Source organism: Variovorax sp. TLI9-5A, from assembly GCF_056867935.1.
The window spans coordinates 596,729-622,144 of record NZ_CP200310.1; the positions used below are offsets into that span (position 1 = coordinate 596,729).

Annotated in this window: 22 protein-coding genes; 17 read left to right on the forward strand and 5 right to left on the reverse strand. The window is 67.3% G+C overall.

Translation table 11 applies throughout. The features are described 5' to 3' along the window. Window positions 1–95 precede the first annotated feature (95 nt). The 5 genes from AC1VNX_RS02895 to AC1VNX_RS02915 all read left to right on the forward strand — a co-directional run bounded on the left by AC1VNX_RS02895 (window position 96) and on the right by AC1VNX_RS02915 (window position 5,924). Window positions 96–1,073, forward strand: coding sequence for a Bug family tripartite tricarboxylate transporter substrate binding protein (locus tag AC1VNX_RS02895; protein WP_483155382.1), 978 nt, complete (start codon window positions 96–98; stop codon window positions 1,071–1,073). 11 nt (window positions 1,074–1,084) lie between these two features. Next, window positions 1,085–2,275 carry a 4-hydroxybenzoate 3-monooxygenase gene (gene pobA, locus AC1VNX_RS02900; protein ID WP_483155383.1) on the forward strand — a complete coding sequence of 397 codons (1,191 nt, stop codon included), beginning with the start codon at window positions 1,085–1,087 and terminating at the stop codon, window positions 2,273–2,275. 144 nt (window positions 2,276–2,419) lie between these two features. Beyond that, window positions 2,420–3,841, forward strand: coding sequence for an MFS transporter (locus tag AC1VNX_RS02905; protein WP_483155384.1), 1,422 nt, complete (start codon window positions 2,420–2,422; stop codon window positions 3,839–3,841). Continuing rightward, window positions 3,838–4,761 carry a ketopantoate reductase family protein gene (locus tag AC1VNX_RS02910; protein ID WP_483155385.1) on the forward strand — a complete coding sequence of 308 codons (924 nt, stop codon included), beginning with the start codon at window positions 3,838–3,840 and terminating at the stop codon, window positions 4,759–4,761. The genes AC1VNX_RS02905 and AC1VNX_RS02910 overlap by 4 nt, the downstream gene beginning before the upstream one ends. A gap of 17 nt (window positions 4,762–4,778) precedes the next feature. Then, the gene (locus AC1VNX_RS02915) at window positions 4,779–5,924 is read left to right on the forward strand and encodes an alpha-hydroxy acid oxidase (protein WP_483155386.1); all 1,146 of its coding nucleotides are present in this window, start codon (window positions 4,779–4,781) and stop codon (window positions 5,922–5,924) included. Here the strand turns inward: AC1VNX_RS02915 and AC1VNX_RS02920 are convergent. Continuing rightward, window positions 5,913–6,917 carry an AraC-like ligand-binding domain-containing protein gene (locus tag AC1VNX_RS02920; RefSeq protein WP_483155387.1) on the reverse strand — a complete coding sequence of 335 codons (1,005 nt, stop codon included), beginning with the start codon at window positions 6,915–6,917 and terminating at the stop codon, window positions 5,913–5,915. The two genes, AC1VNX_RS02915 and AC1VNX_RS02920, sit on opposite strands and share 12 nt — an antisense overlap. A gap of 273 nt (window positions 6,918–7,190) precedes the next feature. On the opposite strand from AC1VNX_RS02920, the gene AC1VNX_RS02925 reads away from it, so the two are divergent. The 9 genes from AC1VNX_RS02925 to AC1VNX_RS02965 all read left to right on the forward strand — a co-directional run bounded on the left by AC1VNX_RS02925 (window position 7,191) and on the right by AC1VNX_RS02965 (window position 17,179). Next, entirely contained in the window at window positions 7,191–8,504 is a 1,314-nt protein-coding gene (locus tag AC1VNX_RS02925) for an ABC transporter substrate-binding protein (RefSeq protein WP_483155388.1), read from the forward strand. A 9-nt stretch (window positions 8,505–8,513) separates the two neighbouring features. Continuing rightward, window positions 8,514–9,257, forward strand: a complete 744-nt coding sequence (locus AC1VNX_RS02930; RefSeq protein ID WP_483155389.1) for an ABC transporter ATP-binding protein — start codon at window positions 8,514–8,516, stop codon at window positions 9,255–9,257. Then, on the forward strand, window positions 9,244–9,936 hold the full coding sequence (locus AC1VNX_RS02935; RefSeq protein WP_483155390.1) for an ABC transporter ATP-binding protein: 693 nt from the start codon (window positions 9,244–9,246) through the stop codon (window positions 9,934–9,936). The genes AC1VNX_RS02930 and AC1VNX_RS02935 overlap by 14 nt, the downstream gene beginning before the upstream one ends. Window position 9,937: 1 nt before the next feature. Beyond that, on the forward strand, window positions 9,938–10,804 hold the full coding sequence (locus tag AC1VNX_RS02940) for a branched-chain amino acid ABC transporter permease (RefSeq protein ID WP_483161865.1): 867 nt from the start codon (window positions 9,938–9,940) through the stop codon (window positions 10,802–10,804). Then, a complete protein-coding gene (locus tag AC1VNX_RS02945; protein ID WP_483155391.1) occupies window positions 10,801–11,802 on the forward strand; it encodes a branched-chain amino acid ABC transporter permease in 1,002 nt (333 codons plus the stop codon). Before AC1VNX_RS02940 ends, AC1VNX_RS02945 begins: the two co-directional genes overlap by 4 nt. A gap of 44 nt (window positions 11,803–11,846) precedes the next feature. Further along, window positions 11,847–12,860: a nitrilase gene (locus tag AC1VNX_RS02950; protein ID WP_307615740.1), complete on the forward strand. Its 1,014-nt coding sequence runs from the start codon at window positions 11,847–11,849 to the stop codon at window positions 12,858–12,860. A gap of 682 nt (window positions 12,861–13,542) precedes the next feature. Beyond that, entirely contained in the window at window positions 13,543–15,744 is a 2,202-nt protein-coding gene (locus AC1VNX_RS02955) for a LamG-like jellyroll fold domain-containing protein (RefSeq protein WP_483155392.1), read from the forward strand. 80 nt (window positions 15,745–15,824) lie between these two features. Next, window positions 15,825–16,379, forward strand: a complete 555-nt coding sequence (locus AC1VNX_RS02960) for a hypothetical protein (RefSeq protein ID WP_483155393.1) — start codon at window positions 15,825–15,827, stop codon at window positions 16,377–16,379. Further along, on the forward strand, window positions 16,358–17,179 hold the full coding sequence (locus tag AC1VNX_RS02965) for a hypothetical protein (RefSeq protein WP_483155394.1): 822 nt from the start codon (window positions 16,358–16,360) through the stop codon (window positions 17,177–17,179). Before AC1VNX_RS02960 ends, AC1VNX_RS02965 begins: the two co-directional genes overlap by 22 nt. 97 nt (window positions 17,180–17,276) lie before the next feature. Here AC1VNX_RS02965 and paoC read toward each other — a convergent pair whose 3' ends face one another. The 4 genes from paoC to AC1VNX_RS02985 all read right to left on the reverse strand — a co-directional run bounded on the left by paoC (window position 17,277) and on the right by AC1VNX_RS02985 (window position 22,335). Then, complete coding sequence (gene paoC / locus AC1VNX_RS02970) at window positions 17,277–19,487, reverse strand: aldehyde oxidoreductase molybdenum-binding subunit PaoC (protein WP_483155395.1); 2,211 nt, start codon at window positions 19,485–19,487, stop codon at window positions 17,277–17,279. A 2-nt stretch (window positions 19,488–19,489) separates the two neighbouring features. After that, window positions 19,490–20,440, reverse strand: coding sequence for an FAD binding domain-containing protein (locus AC1VNX_RS02975; protein WP_483155396.1), 951 nt, complete (start codon window positions 20,438–20,440; stop codon window positions 19,490–19,492). Next, on the reverse strand, window positions 20,437–21,090 hold the full coding sequence (gene paoA, locus AC1VNX_RS02980; protein WP_483155397.1) for an aldehyde dehydrogenase iron-sulfur subunit PaoA: 654 nt from the start codon (window positions 21,088–21,090) through the stop codon (window positions 20,437–20,439). Before paoA ends, AC1VNX_RS02975 begins: the two co-directional genes overlap by 4 nt. A gap of 270 nt (window positions 21,091–21,360) precedes the next feature. After that, window positions 21,361–22,335 (reverse strand): AraC family transcriptional regulator, encoded by a 975-nt coding sequence (locus AC1VNX_RS02985; protein WP_483155398.1) that lies wholly within the window; start codon window positions 22,333–22,335, stop codon window positions 21,361–21,363. 321 nt (window positions 22,336–22,656) lie between these two features. Here AC1VNX_RS02985 and AC1VNX_RS02990 point away from each other — a divergent pair, with 321 nt between their 5' ends. From AC1VNX_RS02990 to AC1VNX_RS03000, 3 genes are read left to right on the forward strand one after another with little or no spacing between them, the layout of a single operon-like run. Then, window positions 22,657–23,289: a response regulator gene (locus AC1VNX_RS02990; RefSeq protein ID WP_019654054.1), complete on the forward strand. Its 633-nt coding sequence runs from the start codon at window positions 22,657–22,659 to the stop codon at window positions 23,287–23,289. A gap of 4 nt (window positions 23,290–23,293) precedes the next feature. After that, entirely contained in the window at window positions 23,294–24,601 is a 1,308-nt protein-coding gene (locus tag AC1VNX_RS02995; protein WP_483155399.1) for a phospholipase D-like domain-containing protein, read from the forward strand. A gap of 46 nt (window positions 24,602–24,647) precedes the next feature. After that, window positions 24,648–25,334, forward strand: coding sequence for an alpha/beta hydrolase family protein (locus AC1VNX_RS03000; protein ID WP_483155400.1), 687 nt, complete (start codon window positions 24,648–24,650; stop codon window positions 25,332–25,334). Window positions 25,335–25,416: the final 82 nt, after the last annotated feature.

Consider the following 25,416-nt stretch of genomic DNA (forward strand, 5'->3'; position numbering starts at 1 on the left):
TCATCTCACCGTCGGCAAAGCGCCGAGGCAGACGAGCGAAAGCATGCGGCAGCGAAGCCGCCGCACCCCGATTCCTAAAACCGGAGACAAGAGAAATGAAGTTTGGTTCGATGAGCCGCCGGGCACTCGCCTGCGCCCTGATCACCCTGGCCGCCGCGCCCACCGTGGCGCTCGCACAGGATCAAAAGCCGATCGAATGGGTCGTCGGCTATGCCGCCGGCGGCGGCTCCGACACTGTGGCACGAACGATCGCCGAGGAGATGGGCAAGTCGTTGAAGCGCACGATCATCGTGAACAACAAGCCCGGTGCCGCAACGAACATTGCCGCCGACTACGTGGCGAAATCGAAGGACTACGGGAACATCATGTTCACCGCCGACTTCGCCACGCTGGCGGCCAACCCGGCACTGTTCGCCAAGCTGCCGTACGACGCGGAGAAGGACTTCGTGCCGGTCGGCATGCTCGCCAGATTCCCACTGTTGCTGGTCGTTCATCCAAGCAACCCCGCCAACAACCTGAAGGAATTCATCGCATGGGCCAAGGCCAACCCCAACGGTGCGAACTTTGCATCGGCGGGTGCTGGCAGTCCCCAGCACCTGGCCGCGGAACTGTTCAAGGAACGCACCGGGCTCGCGCTGCAGCACGTGGCCTATCGCGGGGGCGCGCCGGCGGTCATCGACCTCGTGGGAGGCCAGATCCCGTTCGCGCTCATGGACAGCGCCACGGTCCAGCAGTACGTGGTGTCGGGCAAGCTCAAGGCGCTCGGCGTGGCCAGCAAGGAACGCCTGAAGAATTTCCCTGACGTCCCCACGCTCTCCGAGCAGGGCCTGACCGGCTTCGATGCATCCGCCTGGCAGGGGCTGGTCGTTCCCAAGGGCACTCCGCCCGAAACCGTCGCCGCCCTGAACAGGACGCTGCAGGCCGCGCTCGCCTCCACGCCGGTGAAGGCGCGGCTGGAAACCCTGTCGCTCGAAGCACTGCCGGGCACGCCGCAACAGATGACTTCCTATGTGCATGCGGAACGCGAGCGATGGGGCGCGCTGATCCGCAAGAACCAGATCCGCCTCGACTGAAGGTCCATCTCATGAAAACGCAAGTCGCCATCATCGGCGCAGGCCCCGCGGGGCTGATGCTCTCGCAGATCCTCCACCTCCAGGGCATCGAGTCGATCGTCCTGGAAACGCGCAGCCGCGAGGCGATCGAGGCCACGATCCGCGCCGGCGTGCTGGAACAGGGGACCGTCGATCTCATGAAGGAGATCGGCGCGGGTGCCCGCATGGAGCGCGAGGGCTTCCGGCATGAAGGAACGATCCTGCGTTTCGACGGCATCGACCGCCGCATCGATTTTCCGGAGCTGACCGGCGGCAAGGCCGTGATGGTCTATGCGCAGCACGAGGTCATCAAGGACCTGGTGGCGGTGCGCCTGGCCTCGGGCGGCGACATCCGGTTCGAAGTGTCGGACGTGAGCCTGCACGGGCTGGACTCCGCCTCGCCGAGCGTTCGCTTTCGGCAGCCCGGCGGCGAGCTGCAAACCATCGAGGCCGATTTCATCGCCGGCTGCGACGGCACGCAGGGCGTCAGCCGGCCCTCCATTCCCAAGGGCGTGTTGAAGGGCTTCGAGCGGCTCTACCCGTTCGGCTGGCTCGGCATCCTCTGCAAGGCGCCGCCGTCTTCCGACGAGCTGATCTACGCGCTGAGCGAGCGCGGCTTCGCGCTCGTCAGCACCCGTTCGCCCGAAGTGCAGCGCATGTACCTTCAATGCGAGCCCACCGACAAGATCGAGAACTGGTCGGACGACCGCATCTGGAGCGAGCTCCGCGCCCGCCTGGCCACCCGCGACGGCTGGGCGCCCATCGAAGGCGAGATCTTCAGCAAGACCGTCGTCGGCATGCGCAGCTTCGTGACCGAACCGATGCAGTACGGCCGTCTTTTCCTGGCAGGGGACGCGGCGCACGTGGTGCCCCCGACCGGCGCGAAAGGCCTGAACCTGGCGGTCGCCGACGTGCGGGTTCTCGCGCGTGCGTTCGGAGAGTTCTACGAGTCGGGCCGGGAAGAGCTGCTCGAACGCTACAGCGACATCGCGCTGCGGCGCATCTGGAAGGCGCAGCGCTTTTCCTGGTGGATGACCTCGATGCTGCATCGCTTCCCGGGTGCCGACGAATTCCAGCACAAGGTGCAGATCGCGGAACTCGATTACGTCACCGGCTCGCGCGCCGCGTCGACCGCATTGGCGGAGAACTACGTCGGCCTGCCGTTCGACGAAATCGCCTATTGACCCGTGCACCACCGCTCACCAAGAGGCGGAAGCAAGACAGTCGACACACCCCTGAGCGCCAGGCAATGCCGAGCGCTCCACCTGGAGACAAGACATGAACCATCACTTCTCTTCGGCGATCGCCGTCGGCTCGCGGAGGCACCCATGACCGCCACCGCTGCAGCCTTCAAGGGCAATGCCGACATCGGCCGGCTGCTGGACGACGGACCCTACACGACCATGCAGAAGCTCGTGGTCTTCCTGGCCGCCCTCTCGATCGTGATGGACGGATTCGACGGCCAGCTCATCGGGTTTGCGATTCCTTCGATGATCAAGGAGTGGGGCATCACGCGCGAAGCCTTTGTCCCGGCGGTGGCGGCGGGCCTTATCGGCATGGGCATCGGAAGCGCCTGTGCGGGGCTGTTCGCCGATCGCTTCGGCCGCCGGATGGCCGTCATCGCGAGCGTCTTCCTGTTCGGCGCGGCCACCTGCGCGATCGGCCTTGCGCCCGACGTGCTGAGCGTGGCGGTGCTTCGATTCATTGCCGGCCTGGGCATCGGCGGTGCGCTGCCGAGCTCGACCACGGTCACGGCCGAGTTCACGCCGGCCCGTCGAAGGACGCTTGCCGTCACGGCCACGATCGTCTGCGTGCCCCTGGGCGGCATGCTGGCGGGCCTCTTCGCCGCACAAGTGCTGCCCGCCTTCGGATGGCGCGCGCTGTTCTTCATCGGCGGCACCTTCCCGATGGCCCTGGCGGTGCTCCTGTTCTTCACGCTGCCGGAGTCGCCGCGCTTCCTTGCACGGCACCCGGCGCGCTGGGGCGAACTGGGCGGGCTGCTCGCACGCATGGGACGTCCCATGGGTCGGGATGTCAGCTATGTCGATGCGGCCGAGCAGGCCGTCGAGAAGCGGGCCGGCTTCGGAGCGCTCTTCTCGAACGGGCTGGCCCGCGACACGCTCGCGACCTGGGCAGCGTTCTTCATGTGCCTGACGGCCGTGTACACCGCCTTCAGCTGGCTGCCGACGATGCTTGCCTCGGAGGGGCTTTCGATGAGTGTGGCCGGTTCGGGGCTGACCGCCTACAACCTGGGAGGTGTGATCGGCGCGCTGGGCTGCGCGGTGGCGATCTCCCGCTTCGGATCGCGCTGGCCGCTGGTCCTGTGCTGCGCCGGCGCCGCCGCAAGCGCGTTCGCCCTGCAGACCCTGAACGTCGGAAAGGAGACCAGCCTCCTCATCTTCGGATTCGGCGTGCACGGCATGTTCGTGAACGCCGTGCAGTCCACCATGTACGCGCTGTGCGCATTCATGTACCCGACCAGCGTCAGGGCGACGGGCACTGCATCCGCACTGGCATTCGGGCGCCTCGGCGCCATCCTGAGCGCCTTCGCAGGGGCCGCCGTGATCACGGCGGGCGGGGCCATGGCGTATCTGGCGTTGCTGGGCTCGGCGATGTTCCTCGCCATGGTCGCGCTGCTCGTTGTGCGCCGGCACATTCCCGGGCGCGACGCGCTGCTGCGGCGCGATCGGGACCAGGGCTTCACAGGCGTCTTGCCGCCGCAAAACATTTCACAGGAGAGGTCATCATGAAAATCTCGATCGTCGGCGCAGGGGCGATGGGGTCCCTGTTCGGTGGCTTGCTCGCCGAGTCGGGCAACGAAGTCACGCTGATCGACGTGAACGACGCGCACATCGGTGCGGTCCGCACCCAGGGGCTTCGCCTGGCGACCGACGGCGGCGAACGGCAGGTCACGGCGCTGAAGGCCCTGCGACCGGAAGATGCCGTCGGTTTCCCCGATCTGCTCCTGGTGTTCACCAAGACGCTGCACACCAGTGCGGCCCTGTCCGGGGTAGCCCATCTGATCGGACCCGACGTGCATGTGCTGTCGCTGCAGAACGGCTTGGGCAACGTCGAGAAGATTGCCGGGTTCGTGCCGCCGGAGCGCGTCCTGATCGGTGTCACCACGTGGCCGGCGGACATGGTCGGCCCCGGCCACGTGCAGTCGCACGGCAAGGGCGTCGTGCGGCTCATGGCGGCCGACGGCATCGAGCGCCCCTTCGTTTCCCAAGTGGCCGAAGTGCTCACCAAGGCCGGGCTCGATTGCACCTCGGACCGCACCGTGTGGGCGGCGATCTGGGAGAAGGTCGCTTTCAATGCCGCGCTGAACAGCATCTGCGCCGTATCCGGCTGCACGGTCGACGAACTCGGCAAAGTGCCCGATGGCAGCCGCCTCGCGAACGACGTCGTCACGGAAGTGCTGTCTGTCGCGATGCGCATGGGCATCGACGTCGATCCCGCCAAATGCTGGGGCAACGTGGCGAGCGCCATCGTCCAGCACAAGGGACACAAGCCCTCCATGCTGCAGGACGTGCTGGCTGGCCGCCATACCGAGGTGGAGAGCATCAACGGCGCCGTCGTGGCGCTGGCCGCTCCCCTGAACATCAAGCTGCCTGTCACGGAGACCTTGTTGGCTCTCGTGCGCCTTGCGCAGGCGCGCGCCATCGCCTGACGCCGCAATCGACTCTCATGCTGTTGAACATCGAGGACTATCGGCGCAGAGCCCGCGCGGTGCTGCCGCGATTCGTCCATGACTACATCGAAGGATCTGCCGACGACGGCCATTGCATGCGTCGAAATGCGGGTGATCTGTCGGGCATCGAGCTCACGCCGCGCGTGCTGCGCGACACCACGCAGGTCGATACCTCCGTCGAGGTCTTCGGCCGGAAATGGGCGCTGCCCTTGGGCATTGCGCCGACCGGGCTCAACGGCCTGGTCCGGCCGGAGGGCGACCGCCTGCTGGCGGCCGCGGCCGGCGAAGCGGGCATTCCTTTTTCACTGTCGACCGCTTCCAACATGCGGCTGGAGGATGTACGCGCCGCCGCACCGGGCGGCGTGCAGTGGATGCAGCTGTACGTCATGCACCGCGAGATGGCGGGCCAGCTCGTCGAGCGTGCCCGGAAGGACGGCTACCAGGCGCTGGTGCTGACCGTGGACGTTCCCGTCAGCGGCAACCGCGAACTCGATCTGCGCAACGGGTTCCGCATGCCGTTCCGGCCGACACCCCGCCTGGCCTGGGACCTGGTGAGCCACCCTCGATGGTCGCTTCGGATGGCCCCTCGCGGCGCGCCGGACTTTGCCAACCTGACGCCCTCCGGAAGCGGTGCGGGCTCGACCAGCATGCAGGCGGCGCTGCTGGCGCGCGCCATGGACCGGTCGCTCGTCTGGGAGTCGCTGGCATGGCTTCGTGGAATGTGGAAGGGGCCGCTGCTTCTCAAGGGCGTGCTCCATCCGGACGATGCGCGCATGGCGCTCGACCACGGCATCGACGGCCTGATCGTGTCGAACCACGGCGGCCGCCAGAACGACGCTTCTCCCTCTGCGATCTCCGCGCTGCCGCGCGTCGCGAATGCAGTCGCCGGGCGCATCCCGGTGTTCATGGACGGCGGAATCCGGCGCGGCGGCGACATCGCGAAGGCCCTGGCCTTGGGTGCCACGGCCGTGTTCGTGGGCCGGCCCACGCTCTACGGCCTGGCGGTGGGCGGGCAGCAGGGCGCAGCGGCCGTGCTGAAGATCCTGGCCGACGAGCTGGTGCGCAACATGACTCTGCTCGGTGCCACCACGGTGCGCGATCTGCCGGCTCGCCGGTTGGCGGGTGACGCCTCAGGCGGCTGAAGCGGTCGAAGTCCCCGGGGCGATGCCGCTTGCGCGGTAGGCGCGGGGCGAGAGATCGAACCGTTGCCGGAATGCCCGGCTGAAGTGGCTCAGGTCGTTGAAACCGTGCGCCATCGCAATCGCCGAGATGCCGAGGCCAGCGCGCGACGGATCCTGAAGGTCGGCCGCGGCGCGCTCCAGGCGCCGGCGCCAGATGTACCGCGTCAGAGATGTGTTCTCGGCTTCGAACAGCTTGTTGATGTAGCGCGGCGACAGGTTCAAGGCGGTGCTCACCATCGACGTGTCGAGTTCGCACACGTCGAGATGGCGCTCCACGAAATCCCTCACGCGCATCAATGCGGTCGCCCGGTATTCGGAAAGCGGCAGCGGTGAGGCCAGGATGACCTCGTCCAGGGCGGCGGCCAGCAGCTCGGTGAAGTTCCTGGCTACCTTTTCCGAGGCAGCGGGCGGCAGAAGCGACGCCTGCTTGCTGAAGCTGACCAGGTACCCGAAAAGGATCGGGCACATCTGGCTCGATTCGCCAAAGCTGGTGGCCGTGATGCGATGGATGCTGCCGGCACGGTGCGCGATGGCCGAGCGCGCCATCTTGATCGTGAGGATCTTGAACGCGTCGTCGAACCTGAGCGAGTAGGGGCGCTGCGCGTCGCAGACGGCGCCGTCGCCCGCCCTCAACACCACGCTTCTTCCGTCCTGCTGTGCCATCGCCACGCCCGAGAGCACGAAATTGAAGATCAGCGACTCTTCGCTCGCGCGCGATATGGCCGAAGACCGGCGTTCGACGCGGTGCGCCGAAGCCTCGATGCGGGCAACGCTCAGCCCCTCGAGGCACGATCCCTCGACGGAGGCCTCGAAGGCCATGCCGCTCACCGGCCTGCACTCGAGATCGACCAGCGCACGGCACACGACGTCCTGCCAATAGCCGAACTTGTCATGCTGATCGAGGCCGGCAGTGGAAGCGAGGATCGAGGTCGAGGTGACGGTGGAAGTCGACATGGCGGCCCGCCTTGGGGCTGACGTTGCACTTGCTCGGTGCCCGGGTAGCGCAGGCCCGGTGCATGAGTCCGGATGTCCGGAGTTTGATGGAAATCACGCAAGGTTGATGCCAAGAAAACCCTAGGTCGCGCCACGGGGACGCGTGTGTTTCGGCCTTAGGGCAGGGCCGTTCCAGTCAACTTTTCCGGCCGCGCCAGCAAAGTCGCGGATGCCGGAAAAAAGCAAAGTTCGAGCAGGCCTTCGCGGAGGGCTGTAACCGCAACGGAGCGCACCTTGAAGACATTCACTTACACGCAGAACGCCGGCTACACCGGCCTCCCCGGCAGCCGCCGCCAGCTGCTTCGCGGCGCGGCAGCGCTCGGCGCGGTGGCGGCGCTTGGCCAAGCCGGCAAGGTCTGGGCAGCCGACAAGGACACGATCAGGATCGGCTACATCAGCCCGAAGACGGGGCCGTTCTCTCCCTTCGCCGAGGCCGACGACTTCATCCTCGACCAGGTGCGCAAGTCGCTGGCGGACGGCCTCATGGTCGGAGGCAAGAAATACAAGGTCGAGATCCTGGCGCGCGACGACCAGAGCAGCCCCGACCGGCAGTCCAACCTGGCGGCCGAGCTCATCAACAAGGAGAACATCGACCTGATGCTGGCGCAGGTGGCGATCGGCCCCAACGCATCGCAGCAATGCGAGCTGAATGGCGTGCCCTGCATCTCGACGGTCGGCCCGTGGCAAGCATGGATGTTCCCGCTCAAGGGCGATCCGGCCAAGGGCTTCAAGAGCGTCTTCCACTTCTTCTGGGGCCTTGAAGACATCTCCGACGTGTATCTCGACATCTGGTCGGGCGTGCCGTCGAACAAGGCGGTCGGATCGGTCTTCAGCAACGACGTGCCGGGCAACGCCATGGGCGACCTGAAGCTCGGCATGCCCGCCGCCTTTGCCAAGGCAGGCTACAAGGTCGTGGACATCGGCCGCTTTCCGGTGGGCGCCGACGATTTTTCTTCCTACATCCAGGCGTTCAAGAAGGACAACGTCGAGATCGTCACCGGCCTGTTCAATCCGCCCGAGTGGGCTTCGTTCGTCAAGCAGTCCGCGCAGATGAACTTCAAGCCGAAGGTCGCGACGGTCGCCAAGGCACTGCTTTTCCCCGGCGGTGTCGCAGCGCTCGGTGCGCGTGCCGACGGCATGTCCACCGAGATCTGGTGGACGCCCGCCTATCCGTTCAAGTCGAGCCTCACCGGCCAGACGGCCAGGCAGTTCGCCGATGCCTACACCGCCGCAACGAAGCGCGAGTGGACGCAGCCCATGGGCGTCGTCCATGCGCTGTTCGAAGCGGGCATCCAGGCACTCAAGGCGAGCGGCAACCCCAAGGACCCGGTCAAGGTGGCCGACGCCGTGCGCGTGATGAAACACGACACCATCATCGGCAGGCTCGACTTCACGTCGAGCGGCATCAAGAACGTCTCCAGGATGCGCGTCGTCGGCGGCCAGTGGCGCGTCAACGCGGCAGGCAAGCCCGAGCTCTTCATCACGAACAACAAGACGGCGCCGGAGATCCCTGTGCAGCGCAAGTTCGAACTCCTGAAGCTGGGCTGAGGAACTGCCATGCTGCTCGAACTGCGCGACGCAACCAAGCGCTACGGCGACATGGTCGTCATCCCGAAGCTCTCGCTTTGCGTCGAGGAGGGCGACTTCATCGGCGTGATCGGCCCCAACGGCGCCGGCAAGAGCACCATGTTCGGACTCATCTCCGGCAGCACGCGCTGCGACGGCGGCAGTGTCTTTCTCGACGGCATGGACGTCACCGCGCTGGACGCGGCGCAGCGTTGCCGCGCCGGCGTCGGGCGCACCTTCCAGATTCCGCAGCCGTTCGAGGGCATGACCGCCTACGAGAACGCCCTGGTCGCCGCGACCTTCGGCCGCAGCGGGAACGGGAGTGCCGCACAGGCCCTGGCGGTGGATGCGATCGAACGCTGCGGCCTCGCGCCGGTCGCGGACAAGCTGGCGGGCACGCTCACGCTGCTTCAGCGAAAGCGCCTCGAGCTCGCGCGTGCGATCGCCACGCAGCCGCGCCTGCTGCTGCTCGACGAGGTGGCCGGCGGACTGACCGACGGCGAGATGCAGCAGCTGCTGCAGCTGATCGTCACGATCCACCAGAGCGGAGTCACCATTCTCTGGATCGAGCACCTGGTGCACGCCCTGGTGTCGGCGGCGGACCGTCTCGTGGTGCTTGCCAGCGGCGCCGTCATCTGCGATGGCGATCCCGGATCGGTCATGGGCGACCAGACCGTGCGGGACACCTACCTGGGCTCCGACATCGGCGAGGAGGTCGGCCATGCTGCGCACTGACCGGCTCGATGCGTACTACGGCCTGTTCCAGGCGCTGTTCGGTTTCACGTTCGAGGTCAGGCCGGGCGAAACCGTCGCCTTGATCGGATCGAACGGGGCGGGCAAGTCGACGCTGCTTCGTTCGATCGTCGGTTCGGTGCGCACTCGCCCGGACGGGGTCCTGCTCGATGGCCGGCCCGTGGGCGGGGACCCGGAGCGCAAGCAGCTCGATCGCGGCATTGCACTGGTGCCAGAAGGCCGGCGGCTGTTTCCCAGCCTGACGGTCCGCGAAAACCTTCAGCTGGCGATGCGCAATGGCCGCAAGGGACCATGGACCGTCGAACGCCTGATGAAGGAATTTCCGGTGATGGAAGCATTCCAGCACCGTCCGGCGACGGCGTTGTCGGGCGGCCAGCAGCAGCTGGTGGCTCTTTCGCGCGCGCTGGTCTGCAATCCCGACTACCTGCTGTGCGACGAGATTTCGCTGGGCCTGTCTCCGCTCGCCGTCAACGAGGTCTATGAACTCCTGGGCCGCGCCCGCAGGGATGGCCTGGCCGTGGTGCTGGTGGAGCAGAACGTGAAGCGCGCGCTTTCCGAGTCCGAGCGCTTCTACTGCATCCAGAAGGGGCGCGTGGTTCTTGAAGGCAGCTCCGAGCATGCGGACCACGCGCAAGTTGCCCAGGCCTACTTTGGAATCTGACATGCACGCACTACTCGAAACCATCGCAGGCGGGCTGATGCTCGGCGCGCTCTATGCCCTGTTCGGGCTGGGCCTCAGCCTGAGCCTCGGCGTGATGAAGATGATCAACATCGCGCATGGCGACCTGATCGTGCTGGGCGCCTACCTGTGCAGCACGGTGATGCAGCTCCTGGGCATCGGGCCGTTCATCTCGTTGCTCGCCGTGGTTCCCATGATGTTCGTCATCGGCTATGTGCTGCAACGGGTCCTGCTCAATCGCGTGGTGGGCAGGGGAACGCTTTCGCCGCTGCTGCTGACCTTTGGACTCTCGATCGTCCTGCAGAACATCCTGCAGGAGGTCTACACGGCCGATACGCGCAGCCTTCAGGCCGGGGAGCTTGCCCTGCGGGGATTCGACCTGGGCGGGGTGTCGATAGGGCTGCTGCCGCTCGTCTCGACGGTGATCAGCGTTGCGATCTTCGCTGGCACCAGCTGGCTGATAGGCCACTCGCATCTGGGCCGGCAGGCACGCGCCGTCGCGGACGACCCCGGCACCGCGCGGCTGGTCGGCGTCAACGACCGCAACTTCTTCGCGCTGGTCACCGGCTTCGTCCTCGCAGTGATCGCGCTGGCGTCGGTGATGTACGGCATCAGGACGCCGTTCTCCCCCACAGCGGGGCCCGAGCGCCTGCTGTATTCATTCGAGGCCGTTGTGCTCGGCGGCCTCGGCAACGTCTGGGGCACGTTCGTCGGTGGCTTGATCATCGGCGTGGCGCAACTCCTCGGTGCCAAGGTGTCGTCGGGCCTTGGCCCGTTCTTCGGGCACCTCGTCTTCCTGATCGCGCTGCTGGCGCGTCCGCAAGGGCTTTTCGGAAAGGGTTCGCGATGAACGCGGTCGCATTGATGGATGGGGTCCGGCCGCGCAAGGCGGGCAGGGCGGTAGTTGGCGTCGTCCTGCTCGCCGTGCTGGGCGCCTTGGCCCTGGCGCCGTGGTTCACGAGCTTCGCAACCCAGCGCCTCCTCGTGGAAATCTTCACCGTCTTCGCGATGGCCCTGGCCTGGAATCTGCTCGCAGGCTACGGCGGGCTGGTGGTCGTGGGGCACCAGATGTTTGTCGGCGTGGGGGCCTATGCCCTTTTCGCGCTGTCCAACAGGCTGGGAATCAACCCGTGGCTCATGCTGCCGCTCGCGACGGCGTCGACCGCGCTCTTCGCATTGCTGAGCGCGCTGCCGATGTTCCGGCTCAGCGGCGCGCATTTCGCGGTGGGAACCTGGGTTCTCGCGGAGATGCTGCGGATCCTGACGCTCAACAACGAATGGCTGGGCGCAGGGGGCGGCATGCCGCTCGAGGCGCTCGCGAGCTTCGATCGCTGGACGCGCAACGCGGGTGTCTATTGGTCCGCGCTGATCACCGGCGTCGGCGCGCTCTTCATTGCGCGCCTGATGCTCAGGGGCAAGCTGGGCCTGGCACTGATGAGCGTGAGGGACTCGGAGGCCGCGGCGGCGGCATCCGGCGTTTCGATCCAGCGGGCCAAGCTCGCGCTGTGGGTCATCGCGGGTTCCATCACCGGCCTGGCGGGAGCCGTGGCCTACATGAACACGCTGCAGGTGACGCCGGATGCGACCTTCTCGCTGAACTGGTCCGCGGCGGCCATCTTCATCGCGGTGCTCGGCGGAATCGGGACCTTGGAAGGACCGATCTTGGGAACGCTTCTCTACTTCCTTTTGCGCGAGTCATTCGCCACCTACGGCTCGTGGTACTTCATCGGCCTCGGCTCGCTTGCCATCGCCACCATGGTGTTCGCGCCCGGCGGCGCCTGGAGTCTCGTCACGCGGCGATGGGCCATCGATCCATTCGGCGTGCGGCGCGACATGCCCCGTCGCTGAATTCAGTCCTCTTCAAGCATTCACTCACAGTCAAGGAAATCCAGATGTCCGAAACAGCTTTCAAGGTGGCCGTCGTCCAGGCTGCCCCCGTGTTCCTCGATGCGAAGGCATCCACTGAAAAAGCCATCGACCTGATCGCCGAGGCGGGAGCCAACGGTGCGAAGCTCGTGGCGTTTCCGGAGGTTTTCATTCCGGGCTACCCCTGGTGGCTCTGGCTCGGCTCGCCGGCATGGGGGATGCAGTTCGTCTCCAGATACCACGCAAATTCCCTGCGGGCCGACGGGCCTGAACTGGCGGCGATCGCCGCTGCCGCCAAGAAGTCGGACATCAATGTCGTGATCGGTTTTTCCGAGATCGATGGCGGATCGCTGTACATCAGCCAGGCTCTCATCAGCGACAAAGGCGAGATGGTGTTCAAGCGCCGCAAGCTGAAACCTACGCACGTCGAGCGCACATTGTTTGGCGAAGGTGATGGATCCGACTTCCAGGTCGTCGACAGCAGCGTCGGCCGTATTGGCGCACTGTGCTGTGCGGAGCACATCCAGCCGCTTTCGAAGTACGCGATGTACTCGATGCACGAGCAGGTGCATGTGGCGTCCTGGCCATCGTTCACCTTGTACCGCGGCAAAGCCTATGCACTCGGACATGAAGTCAACTTGGCGGCCAGCCAGATCTACGCACTGGAAGGGGGCTGCTACGTGCTTCACGCGAGCGCGGTCACCGGGCAGGACATGTTCGACGCGCTGTGCGACACGCCCGACCGAGTGGCGCTGCTCAATGCCGACGGCTGCAAGCCGGGCGGCGGCTACTCGATGATCTTCGGACCGGACGGACAGCCTCTGGTGCCGCACATGCCTCAGGACCAGGAAGGCCTGCTCTACGCAGAAGTCGATCTCGCCAACATTGCCGTTGCCAAAGCGGCCTACGACCCATCTGGCCACTACGCTCGTGGCGACGTCGTACGCCTCATGGTCAACAAGAATCCGCGCCGGACGTGCATCAATTTCGGGGAAGGCGTTACCGAGGGGGGGCAATGGACCGAAGCAAAGGCCGATTGAGAAGATCGGTAGCCGTCAACGAGTCACACATCCAGGTGGCGCAGGCCAACGGATACGAGTTCTGGGGTGACATCGTCCGCAAGCTGAAGATCACCAGCACCTGAACCTCGCATCGTCGAAGCGCGAGCGATGCGTTCACGAATCGGCGCGTCCGTCATTCCGAAAATGAAATTCAGCCGCTCATTTTCAGAGGCAATCCGACGCGCGATTTCTTCATCTTGTGGGCCACACTAGGCGCCCGATGAAGGTTCCCTCCAGCCGGTCCGGTTCGATTTAAGGATCGGCTCTTTCCCCGGACAAGCAGGTGCCGACGCGAGTCGAGCCGTGCCCGAACGTGGGAGTGAACTCCGCAACCTGATCGAGCCGCGAGCTGGCGATGCGACTCGACGCATGCGGTGCGGCAGCCATGTGCTGCCGTGCGGGCTCGCGTGCGCGTGCTGCATGGCGATGTGTTGCTCGTGCCTGTCGAACATGCACGGACAAGGCAGCGAGCGATGACATTCAGTGGCGTTGCCGCGCATCGGATGTGACAACGAATGTCACTTTCTGTCGTTACACGTTGCTCGCGATGCGTGCAATGTACCCATCGGTTTTACCGATTTCATCGCATGGAGCAAACGGGACGCATGGCACGCAGTTTGCGGAATCACTTCATTACATATTCACGAGAAATGACACACCCATGAGCGATGAGAAGAACGCCAACCTGCTGGATCGACGCACTTTCTTCCTCGGGACCGCAGGCGCCTTGGCGCTGGGCACGACAGCCTGCGGTGGAGGAAGCGGGGGCAGCAGTTTCTCGCCCATAGGCGGGGCGGCCGCGCAGCAGACACCTGCTGCGGTCGCCGGTGTCGATTCCCCCAGTACCCCTGAAACCCCGGCGGCCGAGCCGGCAGCCCCTGAGCCCGCAGTACCCAAGATCGTGCACCCGGGCCTGCTGGTCACGGAGGAGGATCTGCAGCGCATCCGTGACAAGCTGGCCGCCAAGGCGGAGCCCTGGGTGGGCGGCTTGAACATGATGCTAAAGACGAACAACACCAACCTCGATGCGACGCCGCGTCCCCTGGCGTTGGTGACGCGGGGCGTCGATGGCGAGAACTATTGGCAGATGGTCGGCGACATGGTGCGCGCCCTTCATCTCGCATTGCGCTGGAAGATCTCGAACGACGAGAGCTACGCGAAGAAGGCGGTGGAGTTCCTCAACGCATGGTCGTCGACCTTGACCGAGCTGGGCGGCGACTCGAACGTCTTCCTCGCTTCAGGCCTCTACGGCAACCAGTGGGCCAACGCCGCGGAACTGATGCGGACCTACTCCGGCTGGGCGAAGGAAGACGTCGCGCGCTTCCAGACCATGCTGCTGAACGTGTTCTATCCGAAGGCCCACGACTTCCTGGTCAACCACAACGGCACGGAGACCAGAAAGGTCACCCACTACTGGGCCAACTGGGACCTCGCCAACATCTGCACCGTCTACGCGATCGGCGTGTTCTGCGACCGGAGCGACCTGGTCTCCGAGGCGAGCAACTATTACAAGAGCGGCCGCGGCTGCGGCGCGAGCGCCAACAACGTCTACTACGTGCATCCTGGCTACCTGGGGCAATGGCAGGAGAGCCATCGCGACCAGGGCCACTCGACCCTCGGCATTGCGCTGGCCGGGATGCTGTGCCAAATGGCCTGGAACCAGGGCGAGGACCTCTTCGGCTACTGGAACAATCGCCTGCTGGCCGGCGCGGAGTACGTGGCCAAGACGAACCTCGCGGATGCCAATGGCAACGCGCTGTACACGATGCCGTTCGCACCTTACAACGGCGTTCACGGATCGGGGACCGCTGCGGCGGGCACAAATCAGCTGCGACCCAACTGGGACCTCATCTACAGCCACTATGTGAGCCGCAAGGGACTCTCGGCTCCCTGGACCAAGGCGATGCTCGACAAGATCCGGCCCGAGCGCGTCGACGGCGGCGACCAGCCGGGCATCGGCACGCTGCTCTATGCGCGCGATCCGGTCCCTGCCGCCCCGCCGAGCGGCCTGAGCGCTTTCCTGAGCGACGCGAAGGTGCAGCTGTCCTGGTGGGGCACCGCGGGCGCTTCGCAGTACCTCGTGCAGCGCGCGGCTTCGCCGAACGGTCCGTTCATGACCATCGCGCCTGTCACCGAACCGCGCACATACACCGACGATCCCGGCCAGGGCACCTGGTACTACCGGATCGACGCGGTGACCGACGCCGGGGAGATGACCGGCGCGGATACCTTGCGCGTGGCGGTCCCCGGCGAGCTGTGGTTGCACCTGCCGCTCAGCGGCGATGCCAACGACGCCAGCGGCCGTGGCCTGAACGCGCAGCTGAAGGGCGGCACGAGCTGGGGCGAAGGGCGCAACGGCGGAAGCGCCGTGCAGCTCGACGGCCGCAGCGGTCACGTGCAGCTGCCGGACGGAGCCGTGTCGGCCCTGGGCGATTTCACGGCGGCGGTGTGGGTCTACTGGGATGCCTCGGCGGTCAATGTGCGCATCTTCGACTTCGGGTCCAACGACGTGGTCTACATGGCGCTGCTCCCGCGCGACGGCAGCGGCAAGCTGCGCTTCTCGGGTACGCGCAACCAGTTCTGGAACGAGGAGTCGGTGACCACCGACGTGCTGCCCACCGGGCGCTGGGTGCATGTAGCGGTCACGCTCTCGGGCACCGTCGGCACGCTCTACGTGGACGGCGCCCAGGCCGCCACCGCGGATGGCATCTGGATCAATCCCTTCCAGCTGGGCCGTACCACGCAGACCTGGCTGGGCCGTTCCCAGTACGGCGGCGACCCGTACTTCAAGGGCCGCATGCAGGACTTCCGCATCTACAGCGGCGCGCAGGACGCGGCCTTCATCGCGGACCTCGCGCGCTGAGCGCCATCGGGGCAGCGGTGCTGCCCGGACAACACCGAACCCGAACCGGCGCGCGCATGCACTGGCGCGCCGGGGCTTTCTTGACTTCGACCCTTCGGATTTCTCTCATGGACATTCCTTCTCGACGATGCGTTTCCGCGCTGATGGCCTCGCTGCTGCTCTTCGGCTGTGGCGGAGGCGGTGGTGGCGGAGGAGGGGCCGGCATTCCGCTGGTCGGCGGCCCGACAGGCCAGGCCGGCAGCGGCGGTCAATCCGATGGCGGCCAGAGCAACGGCGCGCAGAGCGGAGGCGGTCAGAGCAACGGCGGCCAAGTGGCCGGCAACACCTCCGGCGGCGGCACCCAGGGCGGCACTGGAGGCACGACCGGCGGCACCGTACCCGTCGCGGCCACCATCGCCCTGGCGAACAAGCTCGGCAAACCCGCCCGGGTGCTGGTTGGCCTGAGCGCCAATTCCACCGATGACATGAAGAGCCAGGACATCCACCCCGACATCGTGGAGCACTACCTTGTGGGGATCGTGGGCTACGGCGGGGGCTGGCCCGACTGGAATGGCGGGGGGGGGCCTACGTCACCCAGTTCGCGCAGGACGCCCAGACCTACGGCGCGGTGCCCATGTTCACGCTCTACCAGATGACGGCGAACGGCGAGGGCAACGTCGACACTACCGCCGATGCGGCCTTCATGGACAAATACTGGGGCCAGGTCCGGCTGATGTACCAGCTCATCGCGAAGCTGGACAAACCCGTTCTGATCAATGTGGAGCCGGACTTCTGGGGATTCGCTGCGGGGAAGCGGTCCGATCGCGATCTGACGAAGCTTCCTGCTCGCGTGAGCGGTCAGCCGGAATGCAGCACGCTGCCCGACACCGTCGCGGGCCTCGGCCAGTGCGTCGTGCAGATGGGCCGGAAGATTGCGCCCAAGGCGCTGATCGGGTTTCCTCCCGCGTTCTGGAACGGCACGCCCGCCGAGATCGCCGCGATGATGCAAGCCGCCGGCGCAAACCAGGCGGACTTCATCGTCGCCCAGACCAGTGACCGCGACGCGGGCTGCCGGGAGGTGACGCCGAGGCCCGACGGGTGCCAGAACGGAAGCGATCGTTACTGGGACGCGAGCAACAAGACCAGCCCGAACTTCCACGATTCGCAGAAGCAGTATTCGGACTATCGCGCAGCCCTGGGCAACGGCCTGCCCATCCTGTGGTGGCAGACGCCCATGGGCGTTCCTTCCGACACACCCGGCGGCACCGACGGGCACTACCGCGACAACCATGTCGACTACATGCTGACCAACACCCAGGAATACGGCGACATGCACACCTTCGCGATCGTCTTTGGCCCCGGCTGGGGCAACCAGACCTCGATCGCCACCGATGGCGGCCAGTTCGCGCGCCTGTCGGCGCAGTACCTCGCGCGAGGCGGTGCTGCGTTGAAGTAGCGGTCACGTGCCTTCGCTACCGCGCGGAGGCACCCCCATCGACGGGGACGACCGCCCCTGTCAGGTAGCTCGAAGCGGGCGAGGCCAGCAGCGCCATTCAGGCCACGGGCGGCAGTCGGTCCAGCAGCTTGTCGAGCGTGATCGGGTAGTCGCGCACACGCACGCCCGTCGCGTTGTAGACGGCATTCGCCACCGCCGCGGCGACGCCGCACATGCCGAGCTCGCCGACGCCCTTGGCCTTCATCGGCGAGGAAACCGGGTCGGTCTCGTCGAGGAAGACGACATCCTGGTGCGGAATGTCCGCATGCACCGGCACCTCGTAGCCCGCCAGGTCGTGGTTGACGAAGAAGCCGTGCCGCTTGTCGAGTGCCAGCTCTTCCATCAGCGCGCCGCCGACGCCCATCGTCATCGCGCCTATCACCTGGCTGCGCGCGGACTTCGGATTCAGAATGCGCCCCGCCGCGCACACCGCGAGCATGCGCCGCACGCGTATCTCGCCGGTCGCTGCATCGACGCCGACTTCCACGAAATGCGCGCCGAAGGTCGACTGCTGGTACTTCTTGTCGAGATCGCCGAAGTCGATGCTGTCCTCGGCCTCCAGCCCCTGCGCTCCCGCCGCCTCGGCCAGCGGCACCGCGCGCGAGCCGGCGCGCACCATGCCGTCCGAGAACTCGGCCTCGGCCGCCGGAATGCCCAGCTTCGACGCCACGGCTTCGCGCAGCTTCATGCATGCCGCGAAAACCCCCGAGGTCGAGCTGTTCGCACCCCACTGGCCGCCGGAGCCGGCCGAGACCGGGTACGACGAGTCGCCCAGGCGCACGAGAACCTTGTCGAGCGCCACGCCCATGGTCTCGGCGGCGGTCTGCGCGATGATGGTGTAGGTCCCGGTGCCGATGTCCGTCATGTCGGTTTCCACCGTGACCACGCCCCGGTTGTCCAGGTGCACGCGCGCGCCCGACTTCATCACGAGGTTGTTGCGGAACGCCGCGGCCACGCCCATCCCCACCAGCCAGCGCCCCTCGCGCCGCTGCGCCGGTGCCGGGTTGCGCCTGCTCCAGCCGAAGCGCTCGGCGCCCGTGCGCAGGCATTCGATCAGCTTGCGCTGGGAGTAGGGGCGCTGCGGCTGCTCCGGATCGACCTGCGTGTCGTTGAGCACGCGGAACTCGATCGGGTCGATGCCCAGCTTCTGCGCCATTTCGTCCATGGCGACCTCCAGCGCCATCAGGCCCGGCGCCTCGCCGGGCGCGCGCATCGCGTTGCCCTCGGGCAGGTCGAGCACGGCCAGGCGCGTCGTCGTCAGGCGGTTCGCACCGGCGTACAGCAGCCGGGTCTGGTTCACCGCCGTCTCGGGCCCCCCGCCGGGCAGGTCGCCCGACCAGCCTTCGTGGGCGATGGCGGTGATCCTGCCGTCCCTGCCCGCGCCCAGGCGGATGCGCTGGATGGTCGCCGGCCGGTGCGTGGTGTTGTTCGCCATCAGCGGCCGTGGCAGCGCCACCTTCACGGGCCGCCGCGCCGCCCGCGCACCCAGCGCCGCGAGCAGCGCATCGGCCCGCACGAACAGCTTGCCGCCGAAGCCGCCGCCGATGAAGGGCGATATCAGCCGCACGTTCGCCTTCGGAATGCCGAGCGTCTTGGCGACGTCGCCGGCGCCCCAGGCGATCATCTGGTTCGAGGTCCAGATCGTCAGCTTCTCGCCCTGCCACTGCGCGATGGAGGCGTGCGGCTCCATCATCGCGTGCGACTCGTCGGGTGTGGTGTAGGTCGCGTCGAGCTGCACGGGGGCCGCCGCGTAGGCGCCCGCGAAATCGCCCGTCTTCGTCTGCGGCTCGCCCGCGAAGGGGTTGGGCGCCGGCAGTTTCGCCGCGCCCATCTCGGCGGACAGGTCGAAGCGGCCCGGCGTGCGCTCGTACTCGATGCGCACCAGTTGCGCCGCCGCGCGCGCCTGCTCGAAGGTGTTGGCCACGACCAGCGCGACCGCCTGGTGGTAGTGGTCGATCTCCGGCCCGCCCAGGAGCTTTGCCGTATTGAAGTCGCCCTTGCCGAGCTTGCCCGCACTGCGCGCGGTGACGATGGCCAGCACGCCCGGCGCCGCGCGGGCGGCGGCCAGGTCCATCGACGCGATGCGGCCCTTCGCGATGCCCGCGCCCACGACATAGCCGTAGGCCGCGTCGGGCGCCTCGGCATTGCGCTCGTAGGCGTAGCGGGCGAAGCCCGTGGTCTTCATCGGGCCGTCGATGCGGTCCGTCGGCTTGCCGATGATCTTCAGCTGGTCGATGGGGTTGGTCGTGGCGGGGGTGTCGAATCTCATGGTCAGCTCCTCGCTTGCGTGATGGAAGCGGCCAGCGCGCGCTCGGCGAGCTGCAGCTTGAACGCGTTCTCGTGGGTGGGCTGCGCGTCGGCGAGTAGCAGCGCGGTAACGGCCCTGGCGCCCTGCGGCATGGCGGACTCGGCGGCCTCCACGCGCCACGGCTTGTGCGCGACGCCGCCGAGCGCCACCCGGCCCGAGCCGTCGCGCTGCACGATGGCCGCGACAGACACGAGCGCGAAGGCGTAGGAGGCGCGATCGCGGATCTTGCGGTAGACGTGCGTTCCGCCCACGGGCTTCGGCAGCGTGACGCCGGTGATGAGCTCGTCGCGCTCCAGCGTCGTCTCGACGTGGGGCGTGTCGCCGGGCAGGCGATGGAAGTCGGCGATCGGGATCACGCGGGTGCGCCCGTCGGGCCGCACGGTCTCGACGGACGCGTCCAGCACGCGCATCGCCACGGCCATGTCGCTGGGGTTCGTCGCGATGCAGGACTTGCTGCCCCCGATCACCGCGAGCTGCCGCGTCACGCCGCCGATGGCGCTGCAGCCGCTGCCGGGACGGCGCTTGTTGCAGGGCTGGTCGGTGTCGTAGAAGTAGGGGCAGCGCGTGCGCTGCAGCAGGTTGCCCGCCGTGGTCGCCTTGTTGCGCAGCTGGCCCGATGCGCCGGCCAGCAGCGCGCGGGAGAGCACGCCGTAGTCGCGGCGCACGCGCTCGTCGGCGGCCAGGTCGGTGTTGCGCACCAGGGCGCCGATGCGCAGGCCGCCCTCGGGCGTCGGCTCGATACGGTCCAGCGCCAGGCCGTTCACGTCGACCAGGTGCACCGGCGCCTCGATCTGCAACTTCATGAGGTCCAGCAGGTTGGTGCCGCCGGCGATGAACTTCGCGCCGGGCCTGCCCGCGACGGCGGACGCCGCCTGCGCCGGGGTCGCGGCGCGCTCGTAGGTGAAGGCCTTCATGCTTTGCTCCCCGCCACTTCCGTGATGGCGTCGACGATGTTGGAGTAGGCGCCGCAGCGGCAGATGTTGCCGCTCATGCGCTCGCGCAGTTCCTCGGCCGAGAGGATGGGGCGCGCCGTGAGGTCGGCGCTCACGTGGCTCGGCACGCCACGCCTGACTTCGTCGATCACTCCGACCGCCGAGCAGATCTGTCCGGGCGTGCAGTAGCCGCACTGGTAGCCGTCGTGCCTGACGAACGCGGCCTGCAGCGGATGCATGTTCTGCGGCGTGCCGAGGCCCTCGATGGTCGTGACCTGCCCGCCGTCGTGCATCACGGCGAGCGTCAGGCAGGAGTTGATCCGCCTTCCGTCGACGATGACCGTGCAGGCGCCGCACTGGCCGTGGTCGCAGCCCTTCTTGGTGCCCGTCAGGTGCAGGTGCTCGCGCAAGGCGTCGAGCAGGGTGGTGCGCGTGTCCAGGTCGAGCGCGTGCGACGTGCCGTTGACGTTCAGCGACAGCTTCATGCGGGAACCGCCCGCGGTGGCGGCGGCCGGAGCCGTGGTCTGCGCCGAGGCGGACGGCGCGGTGGATGTGGAGACCGCCGCGGCGGTTGCGGCGCCGACGATGAGCGCGTCGCGCCGCGAGATCAGTTGGGTCGTGGGACTGTGCATGTCAGCTCCTGCTGTTCGAGGTTCATGGGGATGGCGAGTACTGCTGATAGCGCGTGCCATGGGCGATGGCGGTAGGAAAACGGCTGCTGTTGCCCCCTGCCCGCGGCTCGCGGGGTTCCCCGCGTCCGAAAATGGTTCTCACCGTGGGCAGCCGAGGAGGCAGTCCGGCCGATTTCCATTCTTCTGAAGCCGCGCGAGGATCGATAGCGCAATCCTCTTCATTTCTTGCCCGATCCGATGAGCGGCGGGCGCGGGTGCGGGTGCGTGGCGTCAGGCCTGGCCGGCTCCGGCTCCGTCGATGCCGCCGGCACCCGCGCGCGCACCGCCGCGCAGCACCTCGATGTCCCGCTTGGGCGGAGCGCCGAACAAACGGCTGTACTCGCGGCTGAACTGGGACGGGCTTTCGTAGCCGACCTGGAAGGCCGCGCTCGCCGCGTCGAAGTGTTCGTTGAGCATCAGCCGCTTCGCCTCGTTCAGCCGCAGCCACTTCTGGTACTGCAGCGGACTCATCGCGGTCAGCTGGCGGAAGTGGTGGTGGAAGGTCGGCGCGCTCATCTGCACGCGGGCCGCGAGCTCGTCGATGCGGAAGGGGGACGCGTAGTTCAGCTTCAGCCAGTCGATGGCCCTGGCGATGCGGTGGCCCTGCCCGTCCACCGAGGCGATCTGCCTGAGCCTCGCGGCCTGGTCGCTCATCAGCAGCCGGTAGTGGATCTCGCGATGGATCATCGGCGCGAGAACGGGAATGGCCTCGGGCTCGTCCAGCAGCTCCACCAGCCGGCTGATGGGTGCCAGCAGCGCGGGCGTCGCCTCGCCGAGTCCCACGCCGATGCCGATGGGGCGCTCGCGATGCGGCGGCAGGTTGCCCTGCGCGATGAGCTCGGCCAGCACGCGCACGTCGAGCTTGAGCATGAGGCCCAGGCAGGGCTGCCGCGGGCTCGCCGTCTTCACTTCGGAATTGGCGGGCATGTCCAGCGAGGTGATGAGGAACCGCGAGGTGTCGTACGGATAGGCCTCTCCGCCCACCCACATCTGCTTGGCGCCCTGCGCGACGAGCACGATGCTCGGCTCGACCATGCAGACGGCGGGCGGTGCGGGAGACTCGCGCCTGAAGAAGCCCAGGCTGGCGATGGGCGTGTCGTAGTCGCCCGGCAGCGGCGTGCGGGCGCCGATGATCCGCGCCATCGCTTCCTGCAGCGCCCTGCACCGCGCTGCGGCGTCCGCGTCCTCGTCCTGTCTGGGTGCCATCGTGCTTGCTTCGAGACTTTGCGCGGGACTCTACCCGCGGGGCGCTTCGTCATCCACAAAAGAGCCGCGCCCCCGCAGGATCGGGCAAGAAATCCAGAGGAGTGAGCAACCCCTCGCATCGTCCAGCCGGGCCGGCACTTGCCTGCGCTCCTACATCGTTGCGAGACGTTTCTGCAACCGCGTGCAGGACAAACGCCCGACCCGCTTCGCGAGGCCCCGATGCGCGAATGCGTGTGGCATCGTGACGTACTCCTTCCGTTTGCCAGCCCGAGCGCTGGCCCGCGGCCCACCCACCAAACACAGCGCAGGAGGCAAATCACCATGATCAAGATCGGCATCGTCGACGACCACGCGGTCGTCCGCACAGGCCTGAAGTCGTTCTTCTCCACCTTCGTCGATTTCCGCGTGGTCGGCGAGGCCGGCAGCGGCCGCGAGGCCATCGACCTCGTGCGCACGACCGACATCGACGTGCTGGTGATGGACCTTTCCATGCCCGGCCAGAGCGGCATCGACGCGCTCGCGATGGTGCGCGCCAAGGCGCCCGACCTGGGCGTGCTCATCCTCAGCGGCTACCCGGAAGAACACTATGCGGTGAACCTCATCCGCCAGGGCGCCTCGGGCTACCTCAACAAGGAATGCGACCCCGAGGAAATCGCCAAGGCCATCCGCACCATCGCGCTGGGCCGGCGCTACATCTCGCCCTCGGTGGCCGAGCTGCTCGCGGGCCAGCTGGAGCGCAAGGACAACGCGCCGCCGCACGAGCACCTGTCGGAGCGCGAGTTCCAGGTGTTCCTGAAGCTGGCCAAGGGAGAGTCGGTGGGCGCCATCGGCGAGGCGCTGTCGCTCTCGGTGAAGACCATCAGCACCTACCGCACGCGGCTGATGGAGAAGATGAACCTCTCCACCAACAGCGACCTGACCTACTACGCGATCAAGACGCAGCTGATCGACTGATCGCTTGGGCAGGCAGTCTCCGCGTTCCGAGGTGCATCGCCGAGGGTCGCTCAGGGCCATCGTCTGGACTTTCGTCCTGACGCTGGCCGCCACGCTGCTGGTGCTCAACTTCACCAGCGGCGAGAAGAAGCTCGACGAGCAGGTCAAGCGCGAGTACTCGCTGCACGACGCACAGTACCAGCGCGCGCTGGGCGTGATGCTCGGGCCGCCCATCACCGGCGGCAACCGCTTCGAGGCCTTCCAGAACGGCGACCAGATTTTTCCGCCGATGCTCGCCGCCATTCGCGGTGCCAGGCGGAGCATCACTTTCGAGACCTACATCTACTGGTCGGGCGACATCGGGCGCGAGTTCGCCGACGCGCTCTCGGAGCGCGCCCGCGCGGGCGTGAAGGTGCACGTGCTGCTCGACTGGGTGGGCAGCGCCAAGGTCGACGACGACTTCGTGCGCGAGATGGAAAGCGCCGGCGTGCAGGTGCGCAAGTTCCACAAGCCCAGCTGGTACGACATCGCGCGCATGAACAACCGCACCCACCGCAAGCTGCTGGTGGTCGACGGCCGCACCGGCTTCACCGGCGGCGTGGGCATCGCGCCCGAATGGACCGGCAACGCGCAGGACGCCGGGCACTGGCGCGATTCGCACTACAAGGTCGAGGGGCCGGTGGTGGCGCAGATGCAGGCCGTGTTCATGGACAACTGGGTGAAGGTGTCGGGCGACGTGCTGCACGGCGAGACCTACTTTCCGCCGATCTCGCCGGTGGGCGACGGGCGCGCGCAGATGTTCAGCAGCTCGCCCTCCGGCGGCAGCGAGAGCATGCACCTGATGTACCTGCTGTCGATCGCGGCGGCCACCAAGACCATCGACCTGTCCAGCGCCTACTTCGTGCCCGACGACCTGACCGTCGGCGCGCTGGTCGCGGCCATGCAGCGCGGCGTGCGGCTGCGCATCATCACGCCGGGCCCGATCATCGATTCGCAGACCGTGCGCGGCGCCTCGCGCGCGGCGTGGGGCCCGTTGCTGGAGGCTGGCGCCGAGATCAGCGAGTACCAGCCGACCATGTTCCACTGCAAGGTCTTCACGGTCGATGGACTGCTGGTGTCCGTGGGCTCCACCAACTTCGACAACCGCTCCTTCCGCCTGAACGACGAGGCCAACCTCAACATCTACGACGAGGCCTTCGCCGCCGGGCAGACCGCGCAGTTCGAGGCCGACCTGCGCCTGTCGAAGCGCCTGACGTACGAGGCCTGGAAAGACCGCCCGCTGCGCGAGAAGGCGATGGAGCACGTGGCGGCGCTGCTGTCGTCGCAGCTCTAGGGTGAATCGACGTTCGTCCTGGCTGTCGCGCGGGCACACTGGCGCGATGACCACTCAGCACGAACTCTCCATCGACGTGAAGCCCGGCATCGCGGTGTCGGCCCTCGCGGTGTCGCCACCCTCGGCCGAGGCCTGCCTGGTGCTCGCGCACGGCGCAGGCGCGGGCATGGGGCATCCTTTCATGCAGGCCGTGGCCGAGGGTCTTGCCGAGCGGCGCATCGCCACGCTGCGCTATCAGTTTCCCTACATGGAACGGGGCAGCAAGCGCACGGACGCACCTGCGCTGGCGCATGCCGCGGTGCGCGCGGCAGCGGCCTGCGCGTCGGCGCGCTTCGCGGGCATGCGTCTCTTCGCGGGCGGCAAGTCGTTCGGCGGGCGCATGACCTCGCAGGCCCAGGCGCTGGAGCCGCTTGAGGCCGTCGAAGGGCTGGTCTTCCTCGGCTTTCCGCTGCACCCGTCGGGCGCGCCCGCGAAGGCGGCCGGGCGCGCGGCGCACCTGCGGGATGTGGACGTACCCATGCTCTTCGCGCATGGCCCGCGTGACACGCTGGCCGAGCCCGCGCCATTCGACGACACCGTGCAGGCGCTGGGTCCGATCGCCACCGTGCTGGAGATCGAAGGGGCCGACCACTCGTTCCACGTGCTCAGGCGCACCGGCCGCACCGACGAGGAGGCGCTGGGCGACCTGCTCGACGGCATCGCCGTGTGGATGCAGGCCTGGCGCATCGGCTGAAGCCGGGCCGCGCGGGTCGTCCTCCGCCTACGCCGTGTCGCCCGATGGGACGACGCGGCGCAGCCGCGGATTTTTGAACGAT